The 13,022-nt window shown below is 64.4% G+C and carries 8 protein-coding genes and 2 pseudogenes; 8 read left to right on the top strand and 2 right to left on the bottom strand.

Annotation, left to right across the window (positions count from 1 at the left end):
* Positions 1 to 1,203: AAA family ATPase (locus EN738_RS19680; protein ID WP_127285160.1), on the top strand; the 1,203-nt coding region annotated here is incomplete at its 5' end.
* 369 nt (positions 1,204 to 1,572) lie between these two features.
* Here EN738_RS19680 and EN738_RS19675 read toward each other — a convergent pair.
* Both EN738_RS19675 and EN738_RS19665 read right to left on the bottom strand, forming a co-directional pair.
* Positions 1,573 to 2,031, bottom strand: coding sequence for a hypothetical protein (locus EN738_RS19675; RefSeq protein WP_127285159.1), 459 nt, complete (start codon positions 2,029 to 2,031; stop codon positions 1,573 to 1,575).
* Positions 2,032 to 2,631: 600 nt separating this feature from the next.
* Positions 2,632 to 3,651, bottom strand: a complete 1,020-nt coding sequence (locus tag EN738_RS19665; RefSeq protein ID WP_127285158.1) for a hypothetical protein — start codon at positions 3,649 to 3,651, stop codon at positions 2,632 to 2,634.
* Positions 3,652 to 4,021: 370 nt separating this feature from the next.
* Between EN738_RS19665 and glmM the strand changes: the two are divergent.
* The 7 genes and pseudogenes from glmM to EN738_RS19630 form a co-directional block, all read left to right on the top strand.
* A pseudogene (gene glmM, locus EN738_RS19660) lies at positions 4,022 to 5,373 on the top strand (phosphoglucosamine mutase).
* 236 nt (positions 5,374 to 5,609) lie between these two features.
* The gene (locus EN738_RS19655; RefSeq protein ID WP_127285157.1) at positions 5,610 to 6,428 is read left to right on the top strand and encodes an outer membrane protein; all 819 of its coding nucleotides are present in this window, start codon (positions 5,610 to 5,612) and stop codon (positions 6,426 to 6,428) included.
* Positions 6,429 to 6,632: 204 nt separating this feature from the next.
* On the top strand, positions 6,633 to 7,502 hold the full coding sequence (locus EN738_RS19650; RefSeq protein ID WP_127285156.1) for an outer membrane beta-barrel protein: 870 nt from the start codon (positions 6,633 to 6,635) through the stop codon (positions 7,500 to 7,502).
* Positions 7,503 to 7,699: 197 nt separating this feature from the next.
* Positions 7,700 to 8,875, top strand: a complete 1,176-nt coding sequence (locus tag EN738_RS19645) for a phosphoserine transaminase (RefSeq protein WP_127285155.1) — start codon at positions 7,700 to 7,702, stop codon at positions 8,873 to 8,875.
* Between the two features lie 67 nt (positions 8,876 to 8,942).
* Complete coding sequence (gene serA, locus EN738_RS19640) at positions 8,943 to 10,544, top strand: phosphoglycerate dehydrogenase (RefSeq protein ID WP_127285154.1); 1,602 nt, start codon at positions 8,943 to 8,945, stop codon at positions 10,542 to 10,544.
* 230 nt (positions 10,545 to 10,774) lie between these two features.
* Complete coding sequence (locus EN738_RS19635; protein ID WP_127285153.1) at positions 10,775 to 12,073, top strand: adenylosuccinate synthase; 1,299 nt, start codon at positions 10,775 to 10,777, stop codon at positions 12,071 to 12,073.
* A 74-nt stretch (positions 12,074 to 12,147) separates the two neighbouring features.
* Positions 12,148 to 13,022: pseudogene (locus tag EN738_RS19630) on the top strand (hypothetical protein); the annotation flags it as partial.

Raw genomic sequence — 13,022 nt, 5'->3', positions numbered from 1 at the left:
GCCAAGAAGAACGCGCCTTGCATCATCTTCATCGACGAAATCGACGCTGTCGGCCGCCATCGCGGCGCAGGGCTGGGCGGCGGCAATGACGAGCGCGAGCAGACGCTGAACCAGTTGCTGGTCGAGATGGACGGCTTCGAGTCCAACGAAAGCATCATCCTGATCGCCGCCACCAACCGGCCCGACGTGCTCGACCCGGCGCTGCTGAGGCCCGGCCGCTTCGACCGCCAGGTGGTGGTGCCGAACCCCGACATCGTCGGCCGCGAGAAGATCCTCAAGGTGCATGTGCGCAACGTGCCGCTGGCGCCCAATGTCGACCTCAAGGTGATCGCGCGGGGCACGCCCGGCTTCTCCGGCGCCGACCTGATGAACCTCGTCAACGAATCCGCCCTGATGGCGGCGCGGCGCAACAAGCGCCTCGTCACCATGGCCGAATTCGAGGACGCCAAGGACAAGATCATGATGGGCGCGGAGCGCCGCTCGTCGGCGATGACGCAGGCCGAGAAGGAGCTGACCGCCTATCACGAGGCCGGCCATGCCATCCTGGCGCTCAACGTGCCGACGGCCGACCCGCTGCACAAGGCGACGATCATCCCGCGCGGCCGCGCGCTGGGCATGGTCATGCAGCTGCCGGAAGGCGATCGCTATTCGATGAGCTACAAGTACATGGTCTCGCGCCTCGCCATCATGATGGGCGGCCGTGTCGCCGAGGAGTTCAAGTTCGGCAAGGAGAACATCACCTCCGGCGCCTCCTCCGACATCGAGCAGGCGACCAAGCTGGCGCGCGCCATGGTCACGCGCTGGGGCTTCTCCGACAAGCTCGGCCATGTCGCCTATGGCGACAACCAGGAAGAGGTCTTCCTCGGCCATTCAGTGGCGCGCACGCAGAACATCTCGGAAGAGACGGCGCAGATCATCGACGCCGAGGTGCGCCGGCTGATCGACGACGCCTATTCGACGGCCAAGGCCATCCTGACCAAGAAGAAGAAGGAATGGATCGCGCTGGCGCAAGGGCTGCTCGAATACGAGACGCTGACCGGCGAAGAGATCAAGCAACTGATCGCCGGCCACAAGCCGGCCCGCGACCTCGGCGACGATACGCCGCCCAGCCGCGGCTCGGCCGTGCCGAAGGCCGGCACCGGCGGCCGCCGCAAGAAGGGCCCGGAGCCCGAAGGCGGCATGGAGCCGCAGCCGCAGGGCTAGAGCAATTCCAGGAAAAGTGTGTAACGGTTTTCCGTCCGGAATTGCGTCGAAACAAATAGTTAGCGCGGTTCGGCGATTCCATGAAACGCTGAACCGCTCTAGTCGAGATCAGAGCGCTTTGCCGTTTCAGGGAACGCAGAAGCGCTCTATTCTTTGGTTTCGGCTTCGCACGACGCGTTGTGAATCAGGAGACGCGCCGGATGTACATTGGAGCGTCATCCTCGGGCCTGTCCCGAGGACCAGCAACGCAACCGGGTTGGCGGTTTCCAACTCCGTCGCCCAGATGTCGCACGACAGCAGATCCTCGGGACAGGCCCGAGGATGACGGCCTGGCGGCTGTGGAATCGCTTTATCCGCCGTATCCGTTTTTTATGATTCAGCTTTCAGCCGCGCATTGCACAGGCTGTAATAGCCGCCGCCCTTCTGGATCCAACGAAGGCCGTTCAACGTACCTGCCTCCTTGTTGCCGTGGTACCCCTGCAGGCAGGTCTTCATCCGCGCCTTCGCGGGCTTTTCGGTCTTGAACTCGGCGGCCAGCGTGGTCGGGAATGTCACGCCCGCCGGCGCTACGGTGGGCGCGACCGCCGCGCTGGTTTCCTTTTTCGGCTGCGGCTCGGTTTTGACCGTATCCGTGCTGACACTCTCCGCAACGGGCATCGCACATTTCTCCTTGCGGAAGGCGGCCCAGTCCAGGCCGTTCAGAGTGCCGCCTTCCTTGGCTGCGCGATAGGTCTCTCCGCATTCCTTCATCGTCAGTGCGCTTGCAGGGGCGACGCCCCACGCAACCAATGCCGTCACAGCCAATACCGCCAATTTCAAACTAGACATAAGACCCTCCGGGTTGCTAACGAGATCGATGTCTTTTTGTATACTGTTTGTTCTGTATATGTTCAATCGGAATTTTGCGAGCGACTATAAAGCTGGCGGTGGAAGTGTGGGCGGGTTGACGATGCCGATCGCTCCCGCGAGATGCAGATGCGAGCAAGGCCGGCACCGGCGGCCGCCGCAAGAAAGGCGGCATGCGGCCCCAGCCGCAGGGGTGAGGATGAGCGAATACCTACCAAAAGCGCCGCGGCTGGTCGGTGGCGTTTTTGCTTTTGACCCGCTCTCTTTTCATAAGTCGGCGCTGCCCCTCATCGCCCTGCCGGGCACTTCTCCCCGTATAGTGACGGGGAGAAGGGGCTGGCCGCAACCTCGTCGCCTTTCCTGAAACGTTAGCGATTGGCGAGACCGGCGATGAGAGCGCCCCTCTCCCCGTCACTATACGGGGAGAGGATGCCGGCAGGCAGGTGAGGGGCAGCGCCAACGCCTGAGGAATATCCGCTGGCCAGCTCAAATGCGCCGTACTCGCTCAAATACCCCCAACAAAGAAAAAGGCCCGCGAACCTTACGGTTCGCGGGCCTTCGTCAGCCGTAAACGAAGCGAAATCAGCTCTTCAGCTTGGCATTGCAGAGGCTGTAGAAGCCGCCGCCCTTCTGGATCCACCTGAGCCCATTCAGCGTGTTGGCGTCCTTGTTGGCGTAGTAGAGCTCGAGGCAGGTGTGCATGCGGCCCTTGCCCGGCGTCTCGCTGGCATACTTCTTGGAGATCGCCGTCGGGAACTTCACGCCCTTGGGAGCTGCAACGGTGGGCTTCTCGGGCTCGCTGGTGTAGGTGGCCTCGGTCGGAGCCGGCACCGTGTCGTCGTCGTCCGCGGCAGCGCCGCACTCGGCCTTGCGGAAGTCGTTCCACTTCATGCCGTTGAGCTTGTTGGCGGTCTTGGCCGCCTGATACTTGGCGCTGCAATCGGCCATGCTGAGGCCCTTGCCGCCTTCAGCGGCGGCGGCCTTGGTGGTTGCCTTGGCGGGTTCCGCCGCGGCGGTGGCGCCGGGGCCGCATTCGGCCTTGCGGAAGTCGTTCCACTTCATGCCGGTCAGCGTGCCGGCGGCCTTGGCTGCCTGGTATTTGGCGCTGCATTCCTTGGTGGTCAGGCCCTTGGCGGTTTCCTCGGTCGCGGCCGCCGCCTTGGTGGTCTTGGCGGGCTTGGCGTCGGCAGCAGCGGCGGTGGCACCGGCGCCGCACTCGGTCTTGCGGAAGTCGTTCCACTTCATGCCGTTCAACGTGCCGGCGGCCTTGGCGGCCTGGTATTTGGTGCTGCATTCCTTGGCGGTCAGGCCCTTGGCCGCGTTGTCGTCGGTGGCAGCGGCGGCCTTGGTGTCGGTCTTGGCCGCATCGCTCGCCTTCGCCGTCTTCTTGGCGGGCTTGGTCTCGGCGGTCGTTGCCGCCGCGTCGGTGCCGCATTCAGCCTTGCGGAACTGGTTCCACGTCTGGCCGTTAAGTGTTCCGGCGTCCTTGGCCGCGTTATACTTGGTGCTACACTCGGCCATGGTCAGCGCATTGGCCGGCGCCGCCAGGAACAGGGTTGCGACGGCTAATCCCGTCAAGGTTGCAAGTCGGTGGATGAGCATGGCGTTTTCTCCGTTGCTGCCGCCCATAGGTTGTCCCTTTGCGAAACCAATAGCCCTCAACGCCCGCCCGCGCCAGATGCCAGCGGCGCCGACACCCTCACAAACCGTGTTCCTCCCGATAAGGTGATGGAATCCTTGCGCTCAGATGCCCTTGAGCAAGGTGTGGCGGGCGATTCCGGACCCAGTGGAGCTGCAACGCCTGGTCGTTCCCGCAAGAAGGACCGCCATGATAGACTGTCGAATCAGTTGCACGGCCCGCAACAATGATTTTCTAAGGAATGGTAATATATAATCACGAAATGTGATGATCGGGTGCGGCTCAATTGTGGCAATACGAGCGGCTGAAAAACCGACGGGGATCAGGGAACGCATGGCAGGGCAGTATTTCGGCACCGACGGTATTCGCGGACGCGCCAACAAGTTTCCGATGACGGCGGAAGTCGCCATGCGGGTCGGCATGGCCGCCGGCCTTTCGTTCCAGCGCGGCAGCCATCGCCACCGTGTCGTGCTCGGCAAGGACACCCGGCTTTCCGGCTATATGATCGAAAACGCCATGGTCTCGGGCCTGTGCGCCGCCGGCATGGACGTGTTCCTGCTCGGTCCCATCCCGACGCCGGCCGTCGCCATGCTGGTGCGCTCGCTGCGCGCCGATATCGGGGTGATGATCTCGGCCTCGCACAACCCCTACTACGACAATGGCATCAAGCTGTTCGGCCCTGACGGCTACAAGCTCTCCGACGAGATCGAGGAGCGCATCGAGGGCATGCTGGACAAGGACATCGATCTGGCGCTTGCCGATTCCGACGGGCTGGGCCGCGCCAAGCGCGTCGACGGCGTGCACGACCGCTATATCGAATTCGCCAAGCGCACGCTGCCGCGCTCGATGTCGCTGTCGGGCCTGAGGATCGTCGTCGACTGCGCCAACGGCGCCGCCTACAAGGTGGCGCCCGAGGCGCTGTGGGAACTCGGCGCCGAGGTCGTGGCCATCAATGTCGAACCCAATGGCTTCAACATCAACAAGGAATGCGGCTCGACCCATCCGGCAGGCCTGCAGAAGAAGGTGCATGAGGTGCGCGCCGATATCGGCATCGCGCTCGACGGCGACGCCGACCGGGTGGTGATCGTCGACGAGAACGGCACCATCGTCGACGGCGACCAGATCATGGCGCTGATCGCCGAGTCCTGGCACCAGAGCGGGCGGCTGGCCGGCGGCGGCGTCGTTTCGACGGTGATGTCCAATCTCGGCCTGGAGCGCTTCCTCGGCGACATGAAGCTCAGCTGCACCGTACCAAGGCCGGCGACCGCTATGTCGTCGAGCACATGCGCGCGCATGGGCTGAATGTCGGCGGCGAGCAGTCGGGCCACATCGTGCTCTCCGATTTCTCGACCACGGGCGACGGGCTGGTCTCGGCGCTGCAGGTGCTGGCCTGCATCAAGCGGCAGAACCGGCCGGTCAGCGAGCTGTCGAAGAAGTTCGAGCCGGTGCCGCAGCTTCTGAAGAATGTCCGCATCGCCGGCGGCAAGCCGCTCGAGGAAGCGCCGGTCAAGGCGGCGATCGAGGAGGCGCGCAACCGGCTCGGCAAGGCCGGGCGCCTGGTCATCCGCCCCTCCGGCACCGAGCCGCTGATCCGCGTCATGGCCGAGGGCGACGACCCGCAGCTGGTCGAGGCTGTCGTCAACGATCTCGTCGGCATCATTTCGGAAACCCGAAGCGCCGCCTGATCCGAGCGCGACACGACCCGCCGAATTCGCAAAGCCCGCCATCCGGCGGGCTTTTTTGCGCAATCGCCTCGGCAAGGCCGGGCCGGCCGGGCGAGCAGTTCGCTCTAAAATTGTATAGATTCGTAGTTAATCGGTACGGTTAAACGGCTTTTAACCTTTGCAATTCATTATCCACACCCGAGGTCAATCGCATTCGGGCGGATTCGTTGTTCCGAGGCTTCTTAGGGGTGACAAGCATGTTCAATACAGCAAGAATGGCACTGTTTGCCGCGCTGTTCGCGGGGGTGGCCGGGCCGGCGCTTGCCGCCGATCTCGCGGAACCGCCAGTGGTCGAAGCGGCGCCGCCGCCGGTCACCTACGAGCAGCCCGTCGACGTCGGCGGGTGGTATATCCGCGGCGACATCGACTATCATAAGTCTAGTTTGCGCGGTATCGACTACATTACATACGGGCCGCCGCCCGGCACAAACGATTTCGATTTCGGCAATCTGAAGGGCGGTTTCTCGCTCGGCGGCGGCGTCGGCTACAAGATCAATAGCTACTTCCGTACGGATCTGACTGCCGACTACTGGTTCAAGTCAAACTTCAACGGTCAGACCTCGGACCTCGTCTCGGTATCGACCGAAGTGTCGAAGATGAGCGCCTTTCTGCTGCTGGCCAATGCCTATGTCGATATCGGCACCTACCACGGCATTACGCCCTACGTCGGCGCCGGCATTGGCGGCGCGCGTATCAAGTGGGACACGGTCCGCGATCCGAACACCACCGAGACCAACCCCGGGTCGTCCAACTGGCGTTTCGCCTACGCACTCATGGCCGGCGCTTCCTACTGCTTGACCGACAAGCTCATCTTCGACGCAGGCTACCGCTTCAGCCACATCCAAGGCGGACGCATGTTCGAGTTTGATACCACCAGCTCCGGCCCAGGCTTCGACCACGGCATGAATACGCACGAGGTGCGCGGTGGCCTGCGCTATCAGTTCGGCGGCAACAATGGCTGCGCAGCGCCGGTAGTGGCCTATCAGCCCGAACCGGAGCCGATCTATACCAAGTAAGCGCCTGAATATTCGAGAAGTTCCTCAGCCGCCCGGCCTTGCCGGGCGGTTTTCGTTTGCAAGAAAAGTCCGATCTAAAGCTCTTCGAAATCAATTCGCTAACGCTCTGTTATCCTTAACCGGCACTTAACCACTATGGTTAACAATGCTCCTTGAAAAACGGTGCTGCGCTTGCGGCGCGCGCCAAGTTCGGGAGCCGGGGACATGGTATTCAAATCGCGTATAGCGCTGGCGCTGGCCGCCATCGTGCTGATGCCGGTGACGCAGGCGCTGCCGGCCGACTACGATCCGCCGATCTATGTCGACCAGGCGCCGGACTACGTGCCGGTCGAGGTCGGCTCGGGATGGTATCTGCGCGGCGATATCGGCTACGCGTTCAGCCATCCGTTCGAGCATCAGATCTCGGCGAGCGGAGCGACCAGCTTCACCAACGACAGCAGCCTGTTCACGGGCAGCATCGGCATGGGCTACCACCTCAATGACTTCCTCAGGGTCGAACTCAATGGCGGCATCCTGCCGACCAACAAGTTCGGCGACCACGCAGTGGTGCCGGACGGCTGCGCCGGCCACACCAATACGGTGACGATCGGGCCCGGCGGCGTCATCATCATCGGCACGGCCCCGGCTACGGAAGACTGCGTGGCCACGAACCGCGCCACCAACAAGGGCTACAGCGTGATGGCCAATGGCTATGTCGACCTCGGCACCTATGTCGGCATCACGCCCTATGTCGGCGGCGGCATCGGCGTCGCCTACAACAAGTATTTCAAGACCCAGGGCGAGCGCAATTGCGTCGAGATCGCGCCGGATTCGTCGGGCGGCGGCGGCTTCACCTGCGATGATCCGGCGGGTTACCAGGGATCGGAGGATTCCGAAGCAAAATTCAACCTTGCCTATTCGATCGGCGCCGGGTTCTCCTATCAGGTGAGCAAGAACCTCTCGGTCGATCTCGGCTACGAGTACTTCTCGGTGCCGAGCGCCAAATACGTGGCCTTTGACAGCGGCGCCTTCAACATCCACAAGGGCATCGACTACCAGACGGTCAAGCTCGGGCTGCGCTACGATCTCTGGTAGGTCCGCCGGGGCAGGATTCTTGACGGCGGGTCCGTGGACCCGCCGTTTGCTTTTGCGGGCCGCTGCTTGCCGACGCGGCGCGAGTATCCCGCCAGCGACAAAAACTTTCCTCTTGACGCCGGAAGCCTGAACGCATATCGCCGTCCGTGGGCCACCCCTCCCCAACGAGGGGCCACTATCTGGAAGGATAGACCACGATGACGACGCTTACGAAGCCCGGACTCCGTCCGGCAAATCCCAATTTCTCCTCAGGTCCCTGCGCAAAACGTCCCGGCTGGTCGGTCGAGGCGCTGAAAGCTGCCGCGCTCGGGCGCTCGCACCGCGCCAAGATCGGCAAGAGCAAGCTCGAACAGGCGATCGAGCAGACGCGCGAAATCCTCAAGGTTCCGGCCGACTACCGCATCGGCATCGTGCCGGCGTCCGACACCGGCGCGGTCGAGATGGCGCTTTGGTCGCTGCTCGGCGAGCGCGGCGTCGACATGGTCGCCTGGGAAAGCTTCGGCTCGGGCTGGGTCACCGACGTGGTCAAGCAGCTGAAGCTCGCCGACGTGCGCAAGTTCGAGGCCGGCTATGGCGCGCTGCCGGACCTGGCCGGCATCGATTTCGACCGCGACGTGGTCTTCACCTGGAACGGCACGACGTCCGGCGTGCGGGTGCCGAACGGCGATTTCATTCCCGCCGATCGCAAGGGTCTGACCATCTGCGACGCGACCTCGGCGGCCTTCGCGCAAAGGCTCGATTTCGCCAAGCTCGACGTCGTCACCTTCTCCTGGCAGAAAGTGCTGGGCGGCGAGGGTGCGCACGGCATGCTGATCCTGTCGCCGCGCGCCGTCGAGCGGCTGGAGACCTACAAGCCTTCGTGGCCGCTGCCGAAGATCTTCCGCCTCACTTCGGGCGGCAAGCTGATCGAGGGCATCTTCAAGGGCGAGACGATCAACACGCCGTCGATGCTGTGCGTCGAGGATTATCTCGACGCGCTTCATTGGGCGAAGTCGATCGGCGGCCTCGACGCCCTGGTCGCCCGCGCCGACGCCAATGCGGCGGTGCTCGACCGGTTCGTCGCCAAATCATCCTGGCTCGGCCATCTCGCCGTCGACCCGGCGACGCGCTCGAACACCTCGGCGTGTTTTTCCTTCACCGATCCAGATGTCGCGGCGCTCGACGCCGACGGGCAGGCGGCTTTCGCCAAGGGGCTGGTCTCGGCGCTCGACAAGGACGGCGTCGCCTATGACATCGGCGCCTATCGCGATGCACCGCCCGGCCTGCGCATCTGGTGCGGCGCGACAGTCGAGACCGCCGACCTCGAGGCGCTGCTGCCCTGGCTCGACTGGGCCTTTGCCGCGCAGAAGGCGTCGCTGAAGGCAGCGGCCTGAGTTTCTGGCGGGCGGCCTGCAGGCCGCCCATTTCCAACCGGATCAATCCCATTCAAAGGAGGCCGCCATGGCGCCCCGCGTTCTCGTCTCAGACAAGCTTTCAACCACCGCAGTGCAGGTCTTCAAGGATCGCGGCATCGAGGTCGACTATCTGCCCGATCTCGGCAAGGACAAGGAAAAGCTGGCCGAAGTCATCGGCCAGTATGATGGCCTCGCCATCCGCTCGGCCACCAAGGTCACCGAAAAGCTGATCAACGCCGCGACCAATCTCAAAGTCGTCGGCCGCGCCGGCATCGGCGTCGACAATGTCGACATCCCGGCGGCCAGCCGCAAGGGCATCATCGTGATGAACACGCCCTTCGGCAATTCGATCACCACCGCCGAGCACGCGGTCGCGATGATCTTCGCGCTCGCCCGCCAGATCCCGGAGGCCAATGCCTCGACGCATGCCGGCAAGTGGGAAAAGAACCGCTTCATGGGCATCGAGATCACCAGCAAGACGCTGGGCGTGATCGGCTGCGGCAATATCGGCTCGATCGTCGCCACGCGCGGCGTCGGGCTGAAGATGCACGTCATCGCCTTCGACCCGTTCCTCTCGGACAGCCGCGCAGAGGAGCTCGGCGTTCAAAAGGTCGAGCTCGACGAGCTTTTCGCGCGCGCCGACTTCATCACGCTGCACACGCCGCTGACCGACAAGACACGCAACATCATCGACGCGGCGGCGATCGCCAAGATGAAGACCGGCGTGCGCATCATCAATTGCGCCCGCGGTGGGCTGATCGTCGAGGCAGACCTGGTGGCGGCGCTGAAGAGCGGCAAGGTGGCGGGCGCCGGCATCGACGTGTTCGAAGTCGAGCCGGCCGAGAACAACGAACTGTTCGGCATGGAGAATGTCGTGGCGACGCCGCATCTCGGCGCCTCGACCACCGAGGCGCAGGAGAACGTCGCGCTGCAGGTGGCCGAGCAGATGTCCGACTACCTGATCAAGGGCGCCGTCTCCAACGCCATCAACATGCCCTCGATCACCGCCGAGGAAGCGCCGCGGCTGAAGCCCTTCGTCAAGCTCGCCGAGGTGCTCGGCGCCTTTGTCGGCCAGGTTACCGAGGATCCGATCAAGGAGGTCGAGATCCTGTTCGACGGCTCGACCGCGACCATGAACACGCGCGCCCTGATCAGCGCGGCCCTTGCCGGCCTGATCCGGCCGCAGGTCTCCGACGTCAACATGGTGTCGGCGCCGATCATGGTGAAGGAACGCGGCATTATCGTCGCCGAGGTCAAGCGCGACAAGTCGGGCGTCTTCGACGGCTACATCAAGCTGACCGTCACCACAGAGCACAGGACCCGGTCGATCGCCGGCACCTGCTTCTCGGACGGCAAGCCGCGCTTCATCCAGATCAAGGGCATCAATCTCGACGCCGAGGTCGGCCGCGACATGCTCTACACGACCAATGCCGACGCGCCCGGCATCATCGGCCTGCTCGGCACGGTCTGCGGTGAGAACGGCGTCAACATCGCCAACTTCCAGCTTGGCCGCAACCGGCCGGGTGGCGACGCCATCGCGCTGCTCTATCTCGACGCGCCGTTCCCGGAAACGGTCCTGGAACAGGTGCGGGCGCACAAGTCGAGCGACTCGGCGAAGCGACTGCGGTTCGACGTCGGCGGCGACTGAACCAGATCGCGCCGATTTGCATGACAGCGCCGCGCGTGCGATAGCCGCGCGGCGCTTGCGTTTGTGCCGGGCGTCGGCCTGGCGGGAGCGCCCGGGACCGGCGCGGCAGGCAAAATTCTTATGCCTTTGGCCGTTTTCGGCGGCAAAGAATGGTCGCGTTCGCCGGGTCTTGACGCTATAGAGGCCTGTCGTTTTCAAGCCGCAAGTCGGCATCTCAAGGGAAAAGCAACATGGCCAATGTGGTGGTCGTCGGCTCGCAGTGGGGCGACGAAGGCAAGGGCAAGATCGTCGACTGGCTGTCGGAGCGGGCCGACGTCGTCGTGCGCTTCCAGGGCGGCCACAATGCCGGCCACACGCTGGTCGTCGACGGCAAGGTCTACAAGCTGTCGCTCCTGCCCTCCGGCGTGGTGCGGCAGGGCAAGCTGTCGATCATCGGCAATGGCGTGGTCTTCGATCCGCACGCGTTCGTCGCCGAGGCGGCGAAACTGAAGGCGCAAGGCGTCGAGGTGACGCCGGACCGCCTGAAAATAGCCGAAAACACCGCGCTTATCCTGTCGCTGCACCGCGAGCTGGACGGATTCCGCGAGGACGCCGCCTCCAATTCCGGGACGAAGATTGGCACGACCCGCCGTGGCATCGGACCCGCTTACGAGGACAAGGTGGGCCGGCGCGCGGTCAGGGTGATGGATCTGGCGGATTTGGAAACGCTTCCCGTGAAGGTCGACAGGCTGCTGACGCATCACAATGCGCTGCGTCGCGGGCTCGGCCACCCGGAAGCGACGCATGAGGCGATCATGCAGGAGCTGACCTCGGTCGCCGGCGACATCCTGCCCTACATGGACCGGGTGTGGAAGGTTCTCGACGACCGTCGCCGCGCCGGCGAGCGCATCCTGTTCGAAGGCGCGCAGGGCACGCTGCTCGACATCGACCACGGCACCTATCCGTTCGTCACCTCGTCCAACACCGTCGCCGGCCAGGCGGCAGCCGGGTCGGGCGTCGGTCCGGGCGCCATCGGCTATGTGCTCGGCATCACCAAGGCCTACACGACGCGTGTCGGCGAAGGTCCGTTCCCGACCGAGCAGAAGAACGAGATCGGCGAGTTCCTCGGCACGCGCGGCCATGAATTCGGCGTCGTCACCGGCCGCAAGCGCCGCTGCGGCTGGTTCGACGCGGTGCTGGTGCGCCAGGCGGTGGCCGTCAACGGCATCAAGGGCATCGCGCTGACCAAGCTCGACGTGCTCGACGGGCTGGACGAGATCAAGGTCTGCACCGCCTACCGCCTCGATGGCGAGACGATCGACTATCTGCCGGCAAGCCAGGGCGCGCAGGCACGTGTCGAGCCGGTCTACGAGACGCTCGAAGGCTGGAAAGGCACCACCGCCGGCGCGCGCAGCTGGAACGATCTGCCGGCCCAGGCGGTCAAGTATGTCCGATACATCGAGGAGCTGATCGGCGCGCCGGTGGCGCTGCTTTCCACCAGCCCGGAGCGGGATGACACGATACTTGTGACCGATCCGTTTCAAGACTAGTTTCTCAGCCTTTCCAGGCATAGCGGCTGATTTGCGGGGGCCGGCCCGGGAACAAAATGCAGGTCCACTGAAGCATGGCAGATTTCATCACCGTTCTGAAAAAGACGATCGACAGTCTCAGCGAGAACACGCCGGAGATGCGGTCGAAGGTCTATGACAAGGCGCGGGCGACAATCGCCAAGAAGCTTGCGGACCACGTCCCGCCTTTGGCGCCGTCGGTCGCCGATCAGCAGAAGCGCACTCTCGAGGATGCCATTTCCAGCGTCGAACGGGGCTATGCCAAAAGCGCGCCGGCGGCCGATCCGCTGGCCGAGCTGGAGCACATCTTCTCCTCGATCGACCGCAACAAGAACCAGCCGAGCCATGTCCGGCAGCCTGTCGTCGCCAAACCCGAACCGGCCAGGCCGGAGCCCGCCAAGCCCGAACCGTTCCGGCCGGCGCCGCCCGTCGCCAAGACGGAGCCAGGCTGGCAGAAGGCGCCGCCAGCGCCGCCGCCATTCGAGACCGATGTCCCCCTGGCTGGCATGGACAGCTCGGTGCCGAACGACCAGGATGAGGTCTTCGACAACGACCAGGAGCCGGCGCCGGCCGAAACTTTCCAGCGGCTGCGCCCCGCCGCGCGCAAGCGCAGCTATGGCGGGCTCATCGCCGCGGCCGCCGTGCTCGTGGTGATCGGCGGCGGTGGCTACGGCATCTGGCTGAACAAGGACGCGTTCGGCTCGATGCTCGGTCTTGGCGGAGATAAGACCGTCACCACCGAGCCGCTGGTGAAGCCGGCCAAGCCTGCCGCCGACGCCGCGGCGGCGCCGCCGGCGGCGGGCGCCGGCGAACCGGCCGAGGCGACCAAGTTCACCCAGCGCCTGACGCCCGAGGGCAAGGAGACCGATCCCGGCCCGGCCGGCGGGCAAAGCGGCATTGGCGAAGGCGAATCCGTCGCTGCGCTGACGAC

Origin of the sequence: Mesorhizobium sp. M4B.F.Ca.ET.017.02.2.1 (assembly GCF_003998955.1) — a bacterium.
GTDB classification, from domain to species: domain Bacteria; phylum Pseudomonadota; class Alphaproteobacteria; order Rhizobiales; family Rhizobiaceae; genus Mesorhizobium; species Mesorhizobium abyssinicae.
The sequence above is the reverse complement of the archived record's forward strand: the minus strand, read 5'-3'. Positions and strand labels throughout refer to the sequence as shown.